The sequence below is a fragment of the Phascolarctobacterium succinatutens CAG:287 genome (assembly GCF_000434895.1).
Lineage (GTDB): Bacteria > Bacillota > Negativicutes > Acidaminococcales > Acidaminococcaceae > Phascolarctobacterium_A > Phascolarctobacterium_A succinatutens_A.
Genome location: NZ_FR892814.1, coordinates 22750 through 46810, shown reverse-complemented (window position 1 = coordinate 46810; position 24061 = coordinate 22750). Strand labels below are relative to the sequence as shown.

The 24061-nt window shown below is 48.3% G+C and carries 7 protein-coding genes and 1 pseudogene; all 8 read left to right on the top strand.

Going from position 1 to position 24061, the window contains the following annotated elements:
* Positions 1-51: 51 nt before the first annotated feature.
* The 8 genes and pseudogenes from BN587_RS09115 (at position 52) to BN587_RS12240 (ending at position 23981) form a co-directional block, all read left to right on the top strand.
* On the top strand, positions 52-17427 hold the full coding sequence (locus BN587_RS09115; protein ID WP_021720813.1) for a leukotoxin LktA family filamentous adhesin: 17376 nt from the start codon (positions 52-54) through the stop codon (positions 17425-17427).
* Between the two features lie 12 nt (positions 17428-17439).
* Complete coding sequence (locus BN587_RS09110) at positions 17440-17877, top strand: YbjN domain-containing protein (RefSeq protein ID WP_021720812.1); 438 nt, start codon at positions 17440-17442, stop codon at positions 17875-17877.
* Positions 17878-17922: 45 nt separating this feature from the next.
* Complete coding sequence (locus tag BN587_RS09105) at positions 17923-19593, top strand: ShlB/FhaC/HecB family hemolysin secretion/activation protein (RefSeq protein WP_044484734.1); 1671 nt, start codon at positions 17923-17925, stop codon at positions 19591-19593.
* A 195-nt stretch (positions 19594-19788) separates the two neighbouring features.
* Positions 19789-20364, top strand: a complete 576-nt coding sequence (gene pduL, locus BN587_RS09100) for a phosphate propanoyltransferase (protein ID WP_021720810.1) — start codon at positions 19789-19791, stop codon at positions 20362-20364.
* Between the two features lie 35 nt (positions 20365-20399).
* Positions 20400-21902 (top strand): hypothetical protein, encoded by a 1503-nt coding sequence (locus BN587_RS09095; protein WP_021720809.1) that lies wholly within the window; start codon positions 20400-20402, stop codon positions 21900-21902.
* A gap of 339 nt (positions 21903-22241) precedes the next feature.
* A complete protein-coding gene (lexA, locus tag BN587_RS09090; RefSeq protein WP_021720808.1) occupies positions 22242-22907 on the top strand; it encodes a transcriptional repressor LexA in 666 nt (221 codons plus the stop codon).
* A gap of 102 nt (positions 22908-23009) precedes the next feature.
* Positions 23010-23408 (top strand): annotated as a pseudogene (locus tag BN587_RS12245) (SseB family protein); the annotation flags it as partial.
* Positions 23409-23411: 3 nt separating this feature from the next.
* Positions 23412-23981, top strand: coding sequence for an O-acetyl-ADP-ribose deacetylase (locus BN587_RS12240; RefSeq protein WP_044484755.1), 570 nt, complete (start codon positions 23412-23414; stop codon positions 23979-23981).
* Positions 23982-24061: the final 80 nt, after the last annotated feature.

The window sequence follows — 24061 nt, the reverse complement described above, 5'->3', positions numbered from 1 at the left end:
TATTGCTTTTTTATGCATATCGGCTAGGCATTAATAAGGAGGGAAACTAAGATGAAGGTTAACCGTAAATTCCTGCGTAGCGCAGAAAGGCTCAGCTTGAGCGCTATTGCGAAAGATTCCACTGCACAGAAAATTGTCAGCGCTGTTACGGCCATTGGCTTTGTAATGCAGCCTGTAGCTGCACTGGCGAGCACTATTACAAGGGCGGATGGTAATGCCGTTAAATTTAATGAAAACGGTGTTGCTGACATTTTTGCCAGTCAGGTTTTCAATAATAATGTAGCAATTAACCAGTTTAAAGAGTTCAAGCTGGACGCTAATAATATTGCCAATATGTACTTTGGCACGGATGTAAACGGCAAGGTTGGTAATCTGGTTAACTTTGTTGATTCACGCATTGATATCAACGGCACAGTCAATGCGATTCAGAACAAAAAGATTGGCGGTAACCTTTTCTTCTTCAGCTCCAACGGTATGGCAGTTGGCAAAACCGGTGTGATTAATGCCGGTGCGCTTTACGTTGCTACGCCGACTAAGACTGCCTTTGATGAATATAAGAAACTTGGTACTGAGGATAAGTTTAATACTATAATCAAGGATGAAGGCTTTGCCCAGATTCCTATTAACGCCAGCGGCACCATCAACGTTTTAGGTAAGGTTAACGCTGTTAACGCTGTTAATTTGCGTGCTGCCAAGATTGGCGTAGGCAAAAATGTAAGTGAAAATACTATAGGTGATGTAGCTGCAGGCGCAACGGCAACGGGTGCGTCTATTAGTACTGGAGTTGTTAATTTTAAGGATATTGTTAATACTAATAAAGTTAAATCCGGTCTGTCTGGTACTGCACTTACTGCGAAAAAAACGGGCAGCGGTGATATCGTCCTCGCAGCCTCTAACAATTATAATGATAACTACAAAATGCTTGATGACTTCAGTAAGATTGCAGGCGCTAAGGTGGAAGCCGAGCTTAGCGTTGCCAATGGCGCAGAAGTAAAGGCTACAGGCAATGCCAAGCTAAGCGCGCAGGCGTTGAACAATGTTGTAGTTGAAAAATCCGACCAATATAAAGAAAATTATACTCCCTCCACTACTACCAATTCCCATCTTTATGGGCAGATCGTTACTACTAATGCCACAGTCAATGTTGATGGCACTGTTGAAGCAACGCAGGTTGATATTACTGCCGATGCAGTTAACCGTTATGTGAGCGCGGAAAGCAGCGTGCTGAACGCCAGCAACGTTACTTCTAATATTGTGGGCGCACTCACAGCTAACCTTGATGCTTCCTATGCAGTTTTGAACAGCAAGGCTGAGGTCAACGTAGGCCAAAGTGCTGAGATTAACGCCACTGGCAGTGATACTGTCAGCGAGGGCAAGGTTGTTAAGCCTGCGCTGAATATCAAGGCGAACAGCAGCGTGGAAGCCGGCGCTGGCGCCAGCACTGCTTTGCTGAAGGTTATGAACGTGGCAGGCACCAACATCATCCCGGCGGCTGCCGTAACCTACAGCCAAACACATAATGAGGCAGCAGTAAATATTGACGGCACCCTTAAATCCACGGGCGGTACGTCCGTTACTGCCTTGGCCGACAGCAAGGTGAACAGTGAAGCCAAGGCCACCACTATGGATGTTTCTGAAAACCCTAATTTGGGTGATGTAGCGTTGAATATCACTACGGGTGACAACAAGAGCAGTGTTACCATTGGCAAGACTGCGCAGATGACTGAGCTGCAAAAGGACGTCAACATTGAAGCGAAGTCTGTAAACAGTGTGATTACCAAGGCAGAGGTAAGCACAGGTGAAAAGGCTGTAGTTGCTACCGCTGTCAACGTAACTGATTATGACAGCAAGGCAAATGTCAACATCAATGGCAATGTAAGCAGCAAGGATGGAAGCCTGTCTGTTAATGCGGAAAATGTTTTGACGGATAATACTGTCATTGCCAACAACGCTATGGGTTCTTCGGCATTTATGAAGAAGATTGTTACCAATATCAAAGGCTCTCAGTCCTTAGATTCGCTTATTGGCGAAAACGGCGCTAAGGATCAATTATTGGGCGGTATTAAAAAATGGCTGGCCAACGCCAAGTACACGCCGCAAAAGCTGAAGGATAAGCTTAACGCGCCGTCTACACCTTCTGCACCGACGGAGCCTAAGCCGTGGGATAAGCTGGCTGATTTCATGAGCACCGGCGTCAGCGTGGGCGTTGCAGTGGAAAGCAATACTGCTGATGTAAAAATTGGGCAGGGTGTTGCGCTTGCTGCCAAAAATGATCTTAATATCACTGCTAAAAGCGTTATTGAAGATACCCAGATGCAGGTTACCGGCAAAAGCAATAACTATGACAAGGATGTAGACAACAAGGCGCTCGTCAATGCGTCCGTGCTTTACAGCAAGCTGGATAATACTGCTACCGTCACTGTTGCCGGTGGCGAGGAAGCACAGAATCCTGACAACGCTACCAACGTTACGCTTACCGGTGGCAAGGTAAATATTGCGGCCAACAGCAGCTTTGAATATAACCGTATCAACCGCATGGTGCAGGAGGTTAAGGATGCCTGCGCCAAGGTTAAGGCTGCCTATAAAGGTGAAAATCATGCTGATATCGAAGCTAAGGCAGATGCCTTGAGTAATGCAGCAGATGCTTTCTTTAATTATGCCAAGGATAACTGCTTCTCTTCTAACGGTGGAGAGCAGGTGGACTTCATGGACCTGTTCGGCGGACAAAAGTATAAAGATTTCACTGCTGCTTGCAGCGCTTTGACCAGTGCACTGGGTGATGAAGCTAAGAATATTGCTGTAGGTCCGATTAATGTAGTGAGCGCAGCTGCAGCCTTTGCTAATCCCAACAGCTATCTTAATTTCTCGGCAGGTAGTGCTAACGGCGGCAAGAGCGGCCCTGGAGAACATGAAAAGCCTGCTACAATTGCGCTGGCAGGCAGTGCAGTAGCAACGGATATCAGCAATAATGCGCGCATATTAATCGGTAAGAACGCTAACATTAAAGCTGGTAACGAGCTGGCAATGAAGGCTGCATCGAAGCAGTTTGATGTATCGTTGGCAGGTAAGCTCGGCCTTAATGGCGGTGGTAAAAACGCAGCTGGCGGAACCTTTGCCATTGGCCTGGCTGATGCCAACAGCCTTGTTGCGGTAGCACAGGGAGCGAAGCTGACTGCAGGCTCTATAGATATAGGTACGGAAAATAAAATTGACCATATCCAGCTGTCGCTTGGCGCAGGCAAAGGCACAACCAGCGGCGTCAGCGGCATGGTGGGATACCTTGAGGGTGCAAGCAACAGCCTTGTTTCCGTAGATGACGAAGCAGTTATCAACGCAGGCACGGGCGCAGTCAACCTCAATGCTAAGAATGATACCAATGTTTATAGCGCAGCTGGTGCTGTGGCTATGGGCGAAAATGCAGGCATTGGTGTGGCAGCAACGATTACCAATTTTGACCGCTATACCTATGCAGCGATTGGTGATAATGGCTATGCAGCTCCTCCGCAGGCTACAACTGAGCAGGGCGAAAGCGGCAGCGATAGCGGTGATAAACTGGGCGAGGACGCAAATGCGGACCGCAGCAAGGAAGCCGAAAAGCTGGCGAATACTGCTGCCGAAAAACGTGCAACTCTGCAGCAGCTGGTGCAGAATGCTTCCGGTCTGCGTCAGGGTACGGACGGCGATACGACATATACAGAGCAGGCAGACTTCTTCGGCTCTAAGACTGCTGATGGCACTAAAGGCACTATCAATGCAGGCTCGTTTAAGGTTAATGCTGAAACCGGCGGCAAAATTATCAATGTTGCTGTTGCCGGCGGCGTATCTACCGCTGATGACAGTGGTGAAGTTGGTATTTTTGACAAGCTGGGTAATTTCGTAAGCAACAAGACTAATGCTCTTACAAATAAGCTCAATGCACTTGACCATAAGGTAGCAGGAAAGATTAACGGCCTGATGGACCGTCAGACCGAAGCGCAGAAGGTATTGCCTACTGACCAAAAGCCTACCGCTACTCCGTCCGGGCAGCAGTCCTCCGTAACTATTGCTGGTGCAGGCAGCGCAGCAATTAATCTGCTGGATGGCGATACCGGTGCACTTGTGGACAATGTTAAGATTAACATTGCCAAGGACGCTACTAACGGTAAAACTATCACTGTAACTGCTAAGGACACTGCTATGATGGTGGCTGCCGGTGGTGCTGCAGGCATCTCCTGGAAGAAGCTGACTAAGGACAATAATGCGAACAGCCATAATGCAGCCTTTGGCGGTACTGCTGCTGTAAATGATATCGATTCGCAGACCTTGGCGGTAATCAGCAACAGCGAAATTGAAAACGCTGCTGCGATTATCAACAATGCGCAAAAATCCGGCTCGCTGGCAGCTGCAGGCCTGGGACTGGCGCTGGCGAAGAATTCCGGCGGCAATGGCGGCACTAATATTGCTGCTACCGTCAATGCGTCGGTAAATATTGCAGATAATACTGCTTATGCATTGCTGCAGAATAATAAGGTTAATAATGAAAATGTAAGCGGTGAGGATAAGCGTGCAACCTCCATTACCAATACAGCTTTTGATAACGATATCCAGATAACCGGCGGCGTGAATACCAGCCTTTCTATTGGTGGCGATAACGCTTTTGTCGGCGGCGCGACTGTGGCCTACGGTTCGCTGAAGAATGACGTGCAGGCGGCCATTTTAGGTGGCACCTATGACAAGATTACTACTGCTGATGTCAAAGCGACTACCAACATGACGCAGGTTGGCGTAGCTGCCAACGTGAGTGTAGCAGGCGGTGCCAAGACCTCCTATGCTTTCTCCGGCAATTCCGCCTACAATAAATTGGATAACTATGCCAATGCAACGGTTGAGGGCGTAACACTGACCGGCGAAAGCCTGAATGTTGCAGCCTATGATACAGCGGAATCTGCCAACACGCAGGCTGCATATCTCAAGAAACGCGGCCTCGATGCTGACGGCTCTGCATATCTGGAGCAGGTGAAGCAGGCAGCAGATGAAAGCGGCGACAGCGATAAGCCTACCAATGTTGATATTACCCGCGGCGGCAATGTGATTGTTACAGGCGCGGTCAGCGTAGGCGTTACCACCGGTAACGACGGCGGTAGCGCAGCTGCATCTGTAACTGTCAGCGATATTGATAATGATTACAATGCTAAGATTAAGGACAGCAATATTACGACTACCGGCAAAGGCAGCGGTGATGCTTTGGTCGGCACGAACGTTAATGCGGCAAGCCATACTGTACTGGCAGGCTTTGCGGCCGGTGTTGCCGGAACTGCAGGCAGCTTCGGCGTAGGCGGCAGTGCTAACTGGCAGTCGCTGAATAACGATATTACGGCAGCTGTTGAAAACAGCAAGCTTATTACGCCCAAAACTGATGTAAAGGCCGAAAGCGGTGCTTTGGCAGTGAATGTTGCAGGACAGATTGGCGTTACTGCCGGTTCCAACTCTAAGGTGGGCGCAGGCTTGGCAGTTGCCTACAATTCCTTGAACAATACTACCGGTGCGTATGTCAAGGGCAGCGAAATAAGCGGCGCGAATGATGATGCTAGCAGTATTCTTACTGTAGATGCAGCCAACAAGGGTAACGTGTACAGCGTCGGTGCAGCAGTTACCGCAGGTACAGCCAACGCTTTGAATGGCGTGGTTGTTGTTAACCGCGGTCGTAATGATGTAGAAGCTGTTATTGACAAATATGACGGCAGACGTACGAAGCTCAACAACATGAGCAAGGTGGCAGTGAAGTCCTCGGATGACAGCAACCAGCTGGCAGTAGTGGGTGCGGTAAGCGTCAGCGCAGGCAGCAATGCTAAATTTGCGGCTGGCGGCAGCGTAGCTTATAACGAAATCGGCAATATCACCGGCAGCGCTGGCGAGAAAAAGCAAACCAACAAGGCTGCTATCAATAATGCTGATATTACCACTACTGACGATGGCAAGATTAGCGTCAATGCCGTAGATGAATCTACGCTGACGACTATTTCCGTAGGTACCTCCATTACTACCGGTAATGTGGCCTTCAGTGGCGCAGGCTCTGCTGCTATGATCAAGAAGGATACCGATACAGAGCTTGTTAATACCCATATCAATAAGGATAAGAATAATGCAGCGACTGTGCAGGCTACTGCTGACAGTAAGGGCAAGATTACTACCGTTGCCGTTGTTGCTGCAGGTGCTAAAGACGCTGCGATTGGTGCAGGTATTGCGGTTAACCAGCTTGATGCTGATACCAATACTACTGTTACCAAGGGTGAATACAAGGTTAAGGGCTTCACAGCTGAAGCTAAATCTGACAGCAGCATTCTTTCTGTTGGCGTAGCTGGCGGTGTTGCCAAAACTGCAGGTATTGCCGGTAACATCGGCGTAAACCTGCTGGCGAACGATACCAAGGCTGCGATTGACGGTGCCAAGATTAATGCAGACGGCACGCTGGCCGTAATTGCCAAGAGCAAGGATACCCTGCAGAATTTTGCAGGTGCCTTTGGTGTGGCGGCAGGCGGTCAGGCCGGCGTTGGCATGGGTGTAGCCTACAATGAAATCAGCGGTACTACTGAAAGCGTAGTTAAGAATAATGCAGAGCTGACGGCAGCAGGCAATGATGCAGGTGTGGCTGTCAACGAACGCAATAAGGATAATGATAATGTAGTCAGCGATAAAAAGCGCACCGGCGTTATCATCGCGGCTGATGCGGAGCACAACCTGACGAATGTAGCAGTCAGCGCTGGTGTGGCAGTCAGTGCTGACGTTGGCGTGGGCGTAGCAGGTACGGTTACTGTTAACCGTATTTTGGGCGCAACCAATGCCAAGGTAACGAATAGCAGCATTAATGCAGCATTGACCGACCGCAGCAAGGCAGACGTTTATGTAGCAGCAAACGATGCTACCAAGAGCGAAAGCCATGTAGGTTCGCTGGGTGTAGGCGGTGGCGCTGATGGTGGTGCAGGCTTCGGTCTGGCATCTGATACCGGTGTTGTCAGCAGAAATGTAACGGCAATGATTGACGGTGGCAGTGCGAAGAAGCTTGTCAACGGCAATAGCATCGACGTCGCTGCCTTGAATAAGGCGAAAATGTCCACCAACTCCTACGGTATTGCCGCAGCCGGCGGCGCTTATGGCGCCGGAGCCGGCGCGGGCACTGTTTCGGTTGCTAAGCTGGACGCAGAAATTACTGCTGCAGTAAAGAATATCCAAGGCACGAATAATGGTTTGGCAATTACTGCTGACCACGTTAACGATATTACGTTGCGCAGCGCTGCTGCCGCAGCTTCCGGTGCGCTCGTGAGCGCTGCCGGTGGCGCAGGCATCGGCGTAGTGGATGATGACAGCAAGACTGTTGCTGAGCTGAGCGGCAGCAAAGTAACGGCTGAAACAGGTGATATCACTGTTAACGCTGCCAACAAGACTGATGTGACAACAGCAGTCTTTGGCGTAGCTGCCAGCATGGTTGCAGGCGGTCTGAACGTAGCTGTAAATAATTTGGATAACACTGTTTCCACGCTGGTGAAGGATAACAGCAACCTGCAAGTACAGGGCACCTTCGCAGCGAAGGCAGATAACATTGTGAAAACAAGCTTTGTCAATGGTGCTGATGCAGTGGGCGCTGCAGGCGTTGCCATCGGCGTAGGCGTGAATACGATTGACACAGGCGTTATCACCGAAATCAGCGGCAGCAAGATTACTGCCGGTGCCATCGACGTGGCAGCAACCGAAAAGCTGGACGTTAAGCAGGTAGTAGAAAACGCTGCGCTCGGCGGACATGGCTACAGTGCAAACGTCAGCGTAACCACGATTGGCGCAGCAGCTGCGGACCAGTATGGCGACAGCGAAACTACGGATAGTGATAAAAAGGCAACCTTTAATACAAACGATATTCTCAATAAAGCAAATGCTGCAATTGAAGGCCAGGGAACTGTCGGCACTGTTACTAATAAAGACGGCAAGAGCAGTTCTAACGCTGCAGGTATGACCTTTGATAAATATACCGACAGCAACGGCCAGAAGCTGAGTGCAGGTCCTGGTACTACTGCCAGCAAGGGCAGCAGCAAGGCTGAGGGCGTGCAGGCGAAGGTTAGCAATTCTACGCTGCAGGCAACCGGCGATACGAAGGTCAACGCTAAGCGTACTGTTGATGCTAAGCTGACATCGGCGCAGGTGGCAGGAGGTATCGCAGGCAATGGCATTGCCGCTTCTGTTGCAGTTCTTGATGTAGAACGCAAGACCGGCGTAACCATCAACAATAACAGCAAGCTTATCGCCAAGAATGTAACGCTTGGCAGTGTGCAGGACGGCACGTCCAAGATTGATGCTTATCAGGTAGCAGCAGGCGCTGCTTTCGCAGGCAGTGCTGCCTACGCGCAGAACAGTCTGCATGGCGCTAATGCTATTACTATCGATAGGAGTACGCTTCAGGCTACAGGCGATAACAGCTCCAAAGGTACACTGACAGTTAAAGCAGAGGATACCAGCAGTGCAGCAGTACGTACTATCGGCGCAACTGCAGGCGCTGTGGCTGGCGGTGTGCTGGTAACTAATGCTACAAATAATAGCGATAATACTGTAACTATTGGCGGCAGCAAGTTGATTGCCGGCAAAGAGTACAGTTACGGTAATGGATATTATAATATCGGCAAGGTTGACGTTGCTTCTGTCAAAGCCAACAGCATTACTGCAGAAACCTATGGCGGCATGGTTGGCATTGCTGCAGCGCAGGGCATTGTTGCACTTGCTACAGATGCAGGCAGCAGCAAGGTTAACGTAACCGGTGCTTCCGGCTTATTGGGCAAGAGCGTAAGCATGAACGCAACCAATAAGCCTGCAGTACGCGCAGAGGCGCAGGCTTATTCCGGCGGCCTGCTGGCGGTAGCAGGTGTGGCAGTATCCAAGGCTAAGGCCAGCGGTACGGTAGAAGCAAAGGTTGCGGACGGCAGCAGCTTTGCAGCTGATAATGTGGAGATTACGGCAAACGTAACCACCCAGACTGCCAAGGATGAGAACAATAAAGAATATGCTATAGATAATGTAAGCGCTAAAACAATTGGTGCTACTGCCTCCGGTCAATACGCTGCAGGCTTCAACACTGCTTATGCAGAAAATGATATGACTGTCAGCGTTGATGTGGGTAAAGAGCAGTATAGTGTCAACGCTTTGAAGCTCAAGGCTGATAATGCTTCGGTTATTTCGGCAGATACCCTGGGTGTAACAGTGGGCGGTTATATTGCCAGCGGCAGCAACTGGTCTGATACTAAGACGAACCTGACGACCAGCGTGAAGGCAGCGGGCGTTAAAGAGAATGTATACAACAGCCTGGGCTCTGTAAACATCAGCAGCTCCGGCTACAGTGCAGTAAATAATGATGCCAATGGCTATGGCGGCGGTATTGTAGGCTTCAACCCTGTTGCCGCAAGGTCGCAGAATCAGATTACTACCAATACTACTGCTGACGTGAGCGGCAAGTGGCAGAATGTCGGCTCCCTGAGCGTTGCTACCAATAATGCGGATAAGCTGGATATTCTGGCGGACTCCCTGACGGCGGCCGTTGTCGGTGCCAGCGGCACAGAAATTAAAAACAATGTTACGCATAATGCCAACATCAACGTAACAGGCGATATTACAACCAGCGGCAAGCAGTCCTACATTGCCAACAACACGCTGAACCATGACGTTGACCTGAAGGGCAGCGGTTATGGCGGCGGCAGTGTCAACGTTAATGATATGGACAATGATCTGACATACACTGCTGGCGTAAACATCAACAATGCAACCTTGAGCGGTACCGGCAGCGCAGGCTCTATTGAGGCGCTTGCTTATACCGACGGCAAGATGAATTACAGTAATACGCTTAAATCTGCCGGCGTTGTTCCTGTTACTATCGCAGCAAGCAAGAATGTTATCACCTATAACAACAGCATCAATGTTAGTGGCAGTAATCTGTCGACGGCGAAGGCTGATCAGGATATCACCCTTGCAGCAACCGATGAAACCACTGCAACCTTTGATACTACTGCAGATACCCAGGGCGGTGCTGTGGGTGCAGCTTCTGCCAAAACAGATAACACTCTGAACCGCAGCAATAAGATTACCGTTACTAATGGTAAGATTCTCAGCACCAATGACGTAAATATTTACGCAGGTGCAAACCTGGACGGCATCACTTCTTCGCTGACCTATAACGTGCTGGCGGATGCATATAACAAGACGGCAGTTCCTCTGGCTACTGCTCCGAAAGCCAAGAACACGATGACGCAGGAAAATCAGGTAAGCATCAACGGCGATATCGACAGTGTACGCCACGTCAACTTCAAGGCTGGCAAGGGCATGACCACTGTATCGACCTCCGCCCGCGAATATAACATCTATAAGGGTACCAGCGGCAGCGGTTCCGTTACCTCCACAGCTTTGGGAGAGGTAACTCCGGGCGAAACAGTTAATAACTATGTGGATATTGCCAGCGGTAAAAATGTACGCGCAGGCATCCATAATAATCTGGAGCTTACCATCAGCGGCAGCACTAAGGTTACTAATCCTGAGTTTGACGCGAGCGGCAATGTTATTTCCGGTAAAGAAGGCAGCATAGACTTCAGCGGCATCAAGGTTGAAACTGGCGCAGGTCAGGATTGGTTCGATACCAAGCAGAATGTTACTGCAGATGTGGTTGAGCTGCAAAATGGTCTTTACGCCCGTCTGCAGGAAATTAATGACCTTCTGGGCCAATATGCTTCCACTTCTGACGAATACAGCATTTTGAACAGTGAAAGAGACCGCATCATCACCCAAATGGAAGAAAATGGCTTTGTCAAGACCAGCGTAGAGGGTGGCAAAACCTACAGAAGTATTTTCGATAAAATTTCTTTGCCGGCAGTTGATGTCAAGGATATCGTTGTTTCCGGCGGCAACATCAACATCGAGGCTGACAAGCTGCAGGGCAGCGGCAGCCTGACGGCGCAGGGTGCTAAGAACCTGACGATTAATAACAGCAGTGACCTGTACCTGAAGATTAACGACCTGGCTATCAAGGATAAGGGCGGCGTAATCCGCTACAACGATGCCGAGGTGAGCAAGGTTGATGGCTTCAATGGTACAATGAATAATGCTGCAGGTACTAACGCTGATCCGAAGATTACTGTCAAGAGCACTGGCATATCTACCAACGGTTTGACTAAGCCTGATATCGGTATCTTTGGTACTGTGCAGAACAGCACCGGTGACGTTTTAATCCAAAACAGCAATTACAATATCAACGTAGACGGCAATGCCAATATCAGCGCGCGCAACATTGAGCTGAAGGCTGACAAGGGTTCGGTAACGCAGAACAGCAAGGGCCTGCTGCTTATCGGCGGTGACCCGGTAACCAAGTACCAGTTCAGCGATGCTATTGCTAAAAAGATTCAAAGCTATGTTTCCAATCAGGCTGTTAATGGCAAGACTACGATTGACTGGCTGAGCAATATCGGCAGCTATCAGGCGTATAAGGACGCTCTGATTGCGCATAAGGACGATCTTGGCCTTACTGATGCAGAGGTTAATGAGATCAGGAATTACAGCGTCAATAAATCCAGCGGTATCGTTGCAGGCAACAACGTTTATATCAGCGGCCTGAATGTTAACCTGGATGGCCTGGTACAGAGTGGCTACAAGAATTTCAAGGTTACACTTGATAATGCAGCCAACAACAAAATCGGCAATCTGGATAGCGACTATGCGCGTAACCGGACTGCACTTACCGATCAATATGTTATGTCCAACGATAAGTATTGCGTAAGCACAAAGGCCGGCGCAGTTTATAACGCAGCAACCGGCGCTTACGACTATACTGTTAAGGTTTACTACAACCCTGCAACTAAGGAGCTGCTGACGGAAGCAATTGAACCTAACGGCGGTAAGATTTATATTACCGGCGCTCTGTCGAGCACTGGCAGCGGCAAGCTGCTGGCGATGGACGGTACTGCCAACATTGCGATTGATACTACGAACGCAGACCGCAATTTGCGGGTAAACAAAATCACTAATAAGGATATCACCGGCCTCATCAGCATTAAGGATACGCAGAAGAACACCTTGACTGAGTACACCACTGATGGCCAGAAGATGTCCGTTAAAACAACGCAGCTCAATAATAAGGGTAACGCAACCTCTACCAGCACAACGCAGGTTAATGGTTCTGCTACCACTTATAAACCGGCTGACGGTATGACGATTAACTGGACAGGTGGCACCTCCGGTGATAAGAAGATTATCAAGTGGCAGTATGAGAAGGACTTCGTTTTCTGGGGCCTGATCAAATACGGTACTACTAAGGACTTTGTCGAGAACGAGGAAGTTAAGAACGGTAAGACAGAGGTTTCTTCCTCCAGTATTACTGGCGCCGATCCGCTGGGACAGGGTACTGTTATTAAGGTAAACAATAACGCCAAGGAATATGGTGTAACGACTAAGGACTATAATAATCCTGATGAATCGACTTACACGCCTGTTGTCGAAAACAAGAAATATTCCGGTCTGTCAGGCAAAATCTTTGGCTATGGCAACTGCACCTATACCTGGACTGAAACCCAGATGCATTCCACTAGCAGCACCTATACGATTAAGGGCGATAAGCCGATTAACGTTGGCTTTATGACCGGCGGCAGCGGTGACATCAGCGTTAACAGTGCCAAGGATATGTATCTTGCAGGCAACATCAGCAATGCAACTAAGGCTGACGGCAGTGCAATCGGTAAGGTTACCTTAAACAGCAATGGCGGTGCTATCAGCTCTGTTGGCAGTGCACGCGTTGACGCGGATGACCTGACTGCTAAAGCAGCCAAAGGCATCAGCATCAATCACAGTGCGTTGGGCAACATGGCGAAGCTGAATATTGAAGCAACGACCGGTGACGTAAGCATTAATTCCGACCGTGGCAAGCTGCAATTTGTCGGCGGCAATAAGGGCGCGTTGAGCGGTAACCTGGTAATTAATGCAGCAGGTGACATTACTACAGCTAGTGATACTGTTTTGAACGGCAACCGCATTGATTTCACCACTCTTGGTGCGATTAACGCAGCGATTGTTCCCGGTCAGACGCTGACCAGCAGTGATACCATGTCTGCAAGCGTAAATGCCAACGCGTATGGCGATATTACGCTGACCAACAGCAACGGTGATATGCGCATCGGTCATATTGCCAGCCAGACCGGTGATGTAAGCCTTACAACCAGCGGCAGCTTTATCGACGCAGTAGGCGACAGCACCCTGTCCGACAGCGAAAGCAAGCTGCAAAAGTGGCAGGAGCTGGGACTGATTAACAGTAATGACAAGGCAGAAGAAAGCGCAGCATCTGCAGCGGCAGCCAAGAGCGAGCGTGTGCAGGCACTGGAAAAACAGGCACAACGTTTGGATGCAGCTAAGGTTGACAATTATAAAGCAGCAGCTAAAGCTTATAATGATAAGCTTGCCGGCAGCGAAACTCTCAACCAAGCGAAGAAGGCTTACATTGATGCTAGTGCGGAAGCAGCGAAGCTTACAGATAAGGATGCACAGAAACAAGCACTTACTAATGCTCGCAATGCTTATATGGAGGCCTTAAGAAAAGACAGTGTATTTGCTGACAAAGGCTATAGCGATGCTGAACTGCAGTGGATTATCAACTACGCAGAGGTTGATAACAGCACTGCCTACGGCTGGAGCAAAAATGAGCTGTTGTATGCTATTCAGGACAGCGTGCTGAATGCAGCCCCCGGCCAGGTACTTACAGTAGATAAGGCCAACGTTCAGGGCAAGAACATCAGCCTGAGCGCAGGCAAGAACATCGGTATCGACGGCGAAGCAACTAACATTGCCTACAGCGAGATGGGCAAGCTGGATAATCTTAAGCTTTTGGCACAGGCTAAGGCCGGTGACCTTACCTGGAATTATAAAGACAGCAGAATTGAGGTTCGTCAGCAGCGTCAGATTACTGTAAAGCTGGCAGATGGCGGCAAGCTGAATCTTAAGGCCAACACCAGTAATACTGGCAATACCGGTAATGTTTATCTGGCAGGCGTTAAGGATACTATGCTGGATATTTCCGGTACGATTAACACGACGCAGGACGTTAAGCTGCTCAGTGATAAGGGTATTCGCATGAACGACGGCAGCATTGTTGCCGATAACCTTATTATCCAGGGCGGCAATGGTGATGTAGGCAGCAAGGATGCCTTTATCAAGACTAATATCAGCGGCAATCTGGAAGCTAATACTGATACAGGCCATGGCGTATATCTGCATCAGACGGCTGCAGGCGGCAAGCCGGCGCAGGTGCTGACAATTCAGGATGCGGCAACAGGTACGCTGGTGCTCAAGGCAGATAACGGTATGCAGATGACTACGGAAGCAGGCAAGAATACCGGTTATCTGAACGCCAACAGCATTAACCTGCAGGCAGCCAACGGCGATATCGGCAAAGCTGATGACGGTATCCGCATTCTGGAAAATGGCGCTGTGATTAACGCTAAGGCAGAAAATGGTTCTGTTTACCTGCAGGGCGCAGGCACGAAGGATGCAGGCCTGGTAGTTGACAGCATTACTGCTAAAGGAAATGCTAAGCTCAACCTGGACGGCAATGTAAACTTCGGTAACGGCGCAACTAGCGGCAGCATCAACGCAGGCGGAGATGTAACTGTTAACGGTAACAATGTTAACCTGAACGCAGGTACTGTTACTGCAGGCGGCGCAGGCAATATCAACGCAGGTAAAGATGTGAACGTAACAACCGGCAGCATTACATCTGACGGCGCAGGCAACATTACTGCAGGTAACAACGTTAACCTGAACAGCAGCACGCTGACAGCGGGTGCTGATAGTGTAATTACCGCAACTAATGGCAATATCGCACTTGGAAGCAGTGGCATTACGGTGAACGGTGCTAACAACGGCTTGAAGCTGGATGCCAATGGCAGCGTAATGCAGGATGCAGCGGCTGCAGGTATTACTGCAGATAATCTGACAGTTGAATCCGGCGAGACGCAGCAGCTGCTCAGCAAGAGCAATAAGGTGAAGAGCCTAACGATTAAGGGTAAGAACGCAGGCAGCAGCCTGATGGTTAATGGCGTAACCAGGTTTAACGGTACGACGGATAATCTGCTGGTTACTGTTGCTGATTCTCATATCAAGGGCGATGTCCTGATTGAAAACTACCAGGCAGATACCGGCAAGATTACCATTAATTCCACTATTGATACCTCTAAGTATAATGATGAGCATACCGGTAATATTACGGTTACGACCGATGGCGATATTACTACGGCAGACGGAGTTGCTTTGAATGCAGCTGATAAGGTAAGCATCAATTCTAAGAAGGGTTCCGTTGCAACTGGCGGTAACGTAACTGCCAACAACGAAGTAGATATCGATGCAGCGAAAGACATCACTGCCAACGGTAGCCTCACTTCTACTAATGCTAACGTAGATTTGCTTGCAAGCGGCAGCATTACAACCCAAGGCACAGTAAATGCGCTTAACAACGTAATTGCTAACGCTAACGGTAATATCAATACCAATGGCGACGTTACTGCAACAAACGGTAAAGCAGTTCTCAACTCCAGCGCAGGTAGCGTAACTACGAAGAACGTAACTGCTGGTCAGGCAGTAGACATCGATGCAGCGAAAGATATCACTGCTAGCGGCAGCCTCACTTCCGACACTGCTAACGTAGATTTGAACGCAGGTGGTAGCATTACAACCCAAGGCACAGTAAATGCGCTTAACAACGTAATTGCCAACGCTAACGGTAATATCAACACCAATGGCGATGTTACTGCAGAAACTGGTCAAGCAAAGCTCAACTCCAGTGAGGGCAGTGTAACGACGAAGAACGTTAAAGCTAATAAAGATGTAGATATCGACGCAAAACAAAATATTACTGCTAACGGTAACCTCACTTCTACCCAAGCTAACGTAGATTTGAACGCAGGCGGCAGCATTACGACTAGCGGACAAGTTGAAGCTAATAACAACGTAATTGCCAACGCTAACGGTAATATCAATACCAATGGCGATGTTACTGCAACAAACGGTAATGCAGTTCTTAACTCCAGCGCAGGCAGCGTAACAAGCACAGTAAATGCGCTTAACAACGTAATTGCCAACGCTAACGGCGATATCAACACCAAAGGCGATGTTACTGCAACAAACGGTAATGCAGTGCTCAACTCTAAAGGTGGTAGCGTAAATACCCAGAACGTAACTGCTGGTCAGGCAGTAGATATCGATGCAGCGAATAATATCACTGCCAACGGTAGCCTTACTTCCGACACTGCTAACGTAGATTTGAACGCAGGCGGCAGCATTACGACCAGCGGCCAAGTTAAAGCTCAGCAGAATGTTGATTACAACGCTAAAGGCAGCATTACTACCGAAGATATTATCAACAGCACGGCTGGCAACATCCACCTGCAGACAGACGCAGCTAAAGGCGACATCACCTTCGGCGGTGATGTAACTGCCGAGCATGGCAATATCAACATCGATGTACTGCAGAACGGTAGCGTAACCGACCATGATAATAAAGATAATAAATTTACCGCTCTTGGCGACAAGGGTGATATCAACAGCGGCAACTTCGCACTGCACATCAAGGGTGCCGGAGATGTTGACCTGCACGAGATTTATGCTACCAACGACGCGCGTATCGACGTTGCCAAAGGCAGTCTCAAACTGGCAAAAATCAACGGCGATCTGGTAGCTCTGCAGCTGCGGACCGAAGGTGAAAAGCTGCAGGTTGATGAGCTTATCGCAGGCACCAAGATTATTGCTCAGGGCAGCGACATTGACCTTAACAAGATTCAGCAGCGTCTGGATGCTGACGGCCTTCTGACCATCGTTCCGGACGGCGCACAGCTTAATAAGCCTATTGACAACCTGAAGATTGGTGAGATAATTACTAATAAGGGTGTCCGCTTCGAGCATCTGTGGCTCAATAACGGCTCTATCAAAGTTAGCGAGGGCATGTTCCATATCGATAAGCTGGTAGTCAACAATGTTGCGCATTTCAGCAATAAGCATATGAAGACTGCTGTATGGGGCGCACCGCCGCAACGTGACGGCAGCGACAGCGTTTACTGGAACAACATTGCAGTGAACAACCCGGCAGATAATCTGACTGAATGGCAGCAGGAGGGTACTAACCCGGATAAATGGATGTACCTGCACTTCACTGCACAGCCGAACGTTCAGCACAGCAACGGCGCACTGCTTGACCTGCGTAATTACGATTATGTTTATGACCAACGCTTTACCGCTGTAGACCATATGCTGCAGCAGCTCAACGAGAACAAGGCAGAGGAATATGACATCAATCACGCACCGGATGTAGTACAATACTTCCGCTACGACCTGTATGACCTGGATGAAGACGATAACAAGAGTGAACCCGTAAAAATCACTGTAGAAGCATAGGAGGAAACGCTGATGAACAAAAAGGCAGAGGCTTTTATCAAATATCTGGATGATAAGAAGATTACCTGCTTTGCCATTGAACAGATTAGCGAGGATAAGCTGAACACAGTGGTCTTCCGTTCTCACATTGTTGTTGAAGGCCAGCGTCTGCCGACGCTGGTCATCCTGGACAGCAGTATTTATGGTATGCTTCGCGTGCAGCTGGCAGCAAATGCTGTCAATGAGACTAACGAAGTGGCTATTCTGAGGGAAATCAACAAGGTGAACCGTCAATATAAGGTGTTCAAATATTATCTTACAGATGACGGTTCACTCTACCTGGACAGTTGCCTGCTCTGCCAAAATGGCAGGCTGGAGGGCGACATGATTTATACCGTGCTGGATGTAATCATCAAGCATCTGGAAAAGGAATATAAAAAAATAATGCAGCTCATCTGGCAGGCTAATTAGTCTGCCGGATGCAGCAAAGTTATGTATATCAAAGGGGTGTTGACGATGATTACTAATAAAACAAGCTTGCTTCTGGTTACGCTTTTGCTGGGATGCAGTGCCGTTGCTTTTGCAGGGCCTACAGATGAGCAGGCAGCAGAATTCCATAAAAGCGGCCTGAACAACGCCGGTGTGGCAGCCAACAGAGCGATAGAGTATATGGAGCGCCAGCGTGTTGCCAAGCAGATTGCCGAGGACAAGGCCAAGGCAAGCAGCAAGGTAGAGCAGGGGAGCGAAAAGCCTGATTCGGAGCAGCAGGCGGCAGTAACCTTTAAGCTGGAAAAGCTTGAGCTGGATGAATCCACTGTACTGGAGCAGGCAGAGCTGCAGAAGCTGACGGACGAATATATCGGTAAAGAGGTTGGCGTCAAGGATTTGTACGAGCTGGTGAATAAAATTAACAAGCTGTATCTTGATAATGGTTACTTTACCTGTCGTGCAATTTTGCCGGCACAGACAATTAAAAACGGTACGGTAAAAATTGAGCTTATCGAAGGCAAAACGAATGCTGTTGAGGTGCAGGGCAACAAGTATACCAAAAGCAAATACATCAGCAAGCGTATGAGCCTGAAGCAGGGTGAGGTTGCCAACATCAACAAGCTGAATGACGATTTACTGCGCTTTAACGCTGCTAATGACGTGCAGCTGCGCATTTCTCTGCAGGCCGGCAGTGAGCCTGGCACTACGGATTATGTCATCAGCGCCTATGAACCGCAAAACATCACCTGGACTGTTTACAGTGACAACGCAGGCAGTGATACGAGCGGCGAATACCGTGGCGGCCTGTTCTTTACGGACAGAAGCCTGACAGGTGTGCGTGACGCGCTGACGCTGAACACGATGCTGAGCGATGGCACCAAATCCTTCGGCCTTGGCTACAGCAGGCCTTTAGGCCATAGCGGTACCAAGCTGAACCTGCAGTACAGCGCTAACAGCGTTCACATTACGGACGGACAGCTGGAGCCGTTGAATGTACGCGGTCATGCTTATGCCATGAACGTTGGCCTGAGCCAGCCGTTGGTAGTGACGGAAAAGACTCGTACTGAAGCAACACTTGATTACGGCCAGCAAAATTCCAAGACTGATTTCAGCGGCCAGCATTGGCTCGATGATACCATTAAAGGCGTTACGGCAGGCTATTCCGTAACTAATTACGGCGCAAGCTCTGTTATTTACCAAAAGCACAGCTTTAACGCCGGTACGCATACCAATATTGCCGATAAGGACAAGGATTTTTCCCTGTACCAGCTTAACGGCCTGTACCAGAAAATGTATCAGCATGGGCAGCTTTTGAGCCTGCGCCTGGACGCACAGCGTGGCTTCAATAACTATCTGCCTTCCGCCCGCCAGTTCTACATTGGCGGCATGTACAGCGTACGCGGCTACAAAGAAAGCCTGCTTGGCGGCGACAGTGGCTACAGTGTGGGCTTGGAATATTCCGTGCCTGTGACTAAGGACAAAAAGACTAATGCTTTCGTCTTTATGGATCATGGTCAGGTCTTTGGCGACAGTGCCTTTGACAGCCATGTACTGACAAGCTGTGGCCTGGGCGTGCGCAGCAACATCACCAAGCACATAGGTGCTGTGGTAACATTGGGCGTGCCTTTGATTAAGGAAATCAATAATACTGATGTAGATTCAACTCACATCCATTTCATGGTAAGCGGTCAATTCTAAAAAAATCTTGTGTAATAATAGGACTAGGGAAACCCGGTCCTATTATTTTTTTCCTGTATATATGTAGGAAAAAGAAGCTTTGCCTGTAGCTGATATCCTATTATATGAAAAAAATTTCGATAACTGATGACAATTACCACAATTCAAGCTATAATAAGTATATAAACAAAAAATTATTTTACGAGGTGACATACAATGCAATTTCCGATAGTTTTAGGTGTTTCTGCACGTCACGCACATCTGTGCCGTGAGCATATGGATATTTTATTTGGTGAAGGCAGCGAGCTGCACGTTAAAAAGCCGATTGGCCAGCCTGGTCAGTTTGCTTCCGAAGAACAGATTACCATGGTAACTCCCAAGGATTCCATGAAGCTGCGTATCATTGGTCCTCTGCGTCCGGAAACCCAGATTGAGCTTTCTCTGACTGACGCACGCAAGGTTGGCCTTGATGCTCCTATCCGCAACAGCGGCGATATCGCAGGCAGCGCTGGCGCTAAGCTCATCGGTCCGAAGGGCGAGCTGGAGCTGAAGGAGGGTATTATCATCGCTGCGCGCCACGTGCATCTGTACCCCGAAACCGCTGAAAAATACGGCCTGAAGGATGGCGATATCGTTGATATCCAGACAGAGGGCGAGCGTTCCGTAACACTGCATAATGTTCTGGTACGTGCGGGCGTAAAGCATGCTGACGAGGTTCATATTGATACCGACGAAGCTAATGCCTGCAACCTGGGCAGCGGCGTGATGGTTAACATCGTCTACAATAAATAATTTCACTGTTTTTCCAACAAAAGGATGGTGAGTATATGAAAAAAATTACAGCCTTGGCGGCAGCGCTTGTTTTGTGTGCTGCGCATGCTTCAGCCTACGAAAACAGCTACGCAGGCTACAGCGTTAAGGACGGACAGCCTTACTATAAGCTGGAAGCGAAGAAGGTTTATGCGTATACCAATATTAGCAGCAAAAAGGCTTATCAGAACGAAGAGGATTTAAAAAATACCGCAGTTAATATTGTTAACTATTATACAGCAGAGGATATGGAGCAGATTTTAGGCGAAAAATTCTCTACTGCTTATTTTGATGCGGAATATGAGAAGCTGGCGCTTTTGGAGCGCTCCCAGCTTAATCCGAAAACCGTGCCTGCGCCGTTACTGGAGCTTGAAAAATATGCAGAGCACGACAGCAATGGTAATGTAACTATCCAAAGCAAGGTGCTCAAGGAGAAGCTGGACCAGCTTACTCCTGTAATCAAGGTAGGCAAGATTGCTGGTAAAAAGGCAATTACCATTTCTTATATCTATAAGCAATCTGATGTACTGTTTAAAATTGATACCAGCATGGTTTCTGCCAATGACAGACTTTATCTGCTGTCGACGGTGAACAGTGATCAGGATGTATACGCTCCGAAGAAGGACGAAAAGGCTGCTGACGCTGATACAGATGTTGATATCGATGATATTGAAGATATCGATACTGACGAAGCAGGCAGTGAGGATAAAGCAGCAAAAACAAAGCCTCAGGACGCAGCTTCTATAAAGGAAGCAGTAGAAAAGGCTATGCAGGTAGAAAATGTTGCTTTGCGCGACATTCCCGCAGAAACAATGCAGCGCTTTGATAAAGCACACACTGATCTGCTGAAGGGCTTTAAGGCTTTTGCTCCGACAAGCACACCGAAGGCCATCAGCTTTACTGATACTGCAGTCGGCAAAAGTGTGCAGCTGCCGGATGACTGGTTCTGTGGTCAGCTGAACATGCGATATAAGAATAAAGGCACCTTTTATCTGACTATGGCTTCTTCTATGAAGCAAATGCAGGAGGTTGCCGCAAATACAGATTATGACAATATCTATTCTGTATTTGCTATTCCGGCGTCTGATCCTGAATACCAGAAGAAGGTTACGGAGCTTTACACCAGCGGCATGCGCAATGTTCTGGAGCATTGGAATCATCTGCTTGTTACCGTCAGCGTAGATAATATTAATGACGCTGATGCTAAAGAGCTTTTAGCAACGCCTGTTGCCAACAAGCTTGCTGTGGAAAGCTTTATTAATGATGGTCTGCAGCGACTGAAGGGCTTTGGCAATGATTACTTTGCTTTGAAGGATTATAAGACAAATTTTGACTTCACAAAGGAAAAAGCTCTTATTAGCATCAATGCTGATACCCAATTGCTGAAGGATTTTGCTTATAACAACAAAATTTTACTAAGCTGCAACCAAAAAGCCGCTACTGCGATGCTTTTTATCAAAAAAACCGACGTTGAAACGGAAAAAAGCCTTGAACAGCAACTAAACGAATGGCACTTTTAATTACACGGGTGCAATGAGTTACAGTGCATAAAAATCTCACGTCTGAGAAAAGGAAAATTTAACATAATATACATTATCGGACGTAAAATATTATTTTGCAGTCTTTGCGGTAAAAAGGCCGTATTATAGACATGCTTATTTCCCAACTGAGGAAAATGCTGAAAAAAGCGTCAGATAATGAGAATTCTTTGCTTTTTGCTCCTCCCCCGGATGTTTTGAGAAGCTTGTAGCATTTTTATGTTAAATTAGCCACCGTGCGCACTGCTGTTTGACGAAATTACTTTTATCTGCTATAATTTGTATAAGGTAATCTATAAACAAATGATTGGAGGGTCTAAAATGGGAAGAAGAAAAGCGCTCCCGCCAGACTTTGATGGCAACTATACTGAAGAAATGTTGTCTGAACGCCAACGTAATATTTTAAAATTTGTCCGTACCTTTATTAATCATAAGGGTTATCCGCCTGCTGTACGCGAAATTGGTGCAGCAGTAGGTTTATCCTCCAGTGCCAGCGTGCATAATCATCTGAAGAAGCTGCAAGAGTATGGCTTCATTCAGCGTGATGCTGCTAAGCCGCGTGCTCTGGAGCTGATGAGCGAAAGCGATGCCTGGAGAAACAAGCTCCTTGTTCCGGTACCGCTGGTTGGCAAGGTTACTGCAGGTGTTCCTATTCTTGCTGTCGAGAACATCGAAGAGACCTATCCTATTCCTCGTGACCTGATTGGCTGCGACGATGATGTTTTCATGCTTTCCGTATGCGGTGACAGCATGATTAACGCAGGTATTCTGGATCATGACTACATTATTGCACGTAAGCAGAATTTTGCTAATAACGGCGATATTGTTGTTGCCCTGATTGACGGCGAGGAAACTACCGTTAAGCGCTACTTCCGCGAGCTGCGCAGTGTGCGCCTGCAGCCGGAAAACGATAAGTACGAGCCTATTGTAGGTTCTGACAACATTAAGGTGCTTGGTAAGGTTATTTCTGTATTCCGTATGCTCTAATAACCTGACTGTAAAATGCATGTAAAATGATGTCACTTTAGCGTCAAATACAAAAAACAGCTCTTTACAGAGCTGTTTTTTTGTTATATATTATAGTTATGAATGTGTGTAAACGATTTTTACAAGGAGATGACGCATATGTTACATCCATCTACTGATATTATCATGAACGCCCAGCAATTCTTTGCTGCGGAGCAGAGCGAGGCAAATCTGGTGAAGCTGTTGCATGCAGTCAGCGTAATGCTGCAGGAAGGTGCCGAGGTGCTCATTCCTACTGCTGCCGATGCGCTGGAGGGCCAACTGCTGCTGCAGACGCAGACTACCGAAAGCGGCCTGGAATACATGACTGCCTTCAGCAGTAAGGAATCCTATGAGCATGGCAAGCCCTGCAATGTTATCAGCCGTCCTTTAGTCAACTACTTTGAAGCTATCCTGCAAATGGACGGCATTGCGGGTATTATCTTTAATCCTGCTTCCCCTGCTCCCTTCAATATTCAAAACCGGATGATTAAGGAGCTGTTGGCTGATGCCAAGAAGAACAAGCAGCAGAACGCTATTTCCGTTTGGCGCGGTGATATTACTACGCTGGACTGCGACGCAATTGTCAATGCTGCCAACAGCACGCTTTTAGGCGGCGGTGGCGTTGATGGTGCTATCCACCGCGCTGCAGGACCGCAGCTTCTGGAGGAATGCAAAACCTTAGGCGGCTGCACAACCGGTGCTGCCAAGATTACCTATGGCTATGACCTGCCTGCAAGCTATATTATTCATACCGTAGGCCCTATTTACAACGGTAAGGTTGAACAAAGACTGGAGCTGGCCGACTGCTACAAGAACAGCCTGGACCTGGCGCGCAAGCATCATCTGCACAGCATTGCTTTCCCGGCGATTTCTACCGGTGCTTATGCTTATCCTGTGGACGAGGCTGCCCGTATCGCTCTTTTGACCTGCACCGAATGGATTAATGCCAATGTCGACTATGGCATGAGCGTTGTGCTTACCTGCTTCAACAACGGCGTTTATAACGCTTATCAGGAGCTGGTAAAACAGGCGCAGAACGGCGAGCTGGACTAAGTAAATATTGTTTTTCCGTATAACAAAACCCGTGATTCCCTTCGGACGTCACGGGTTTTTATTAACCTTAGCGTAAATTT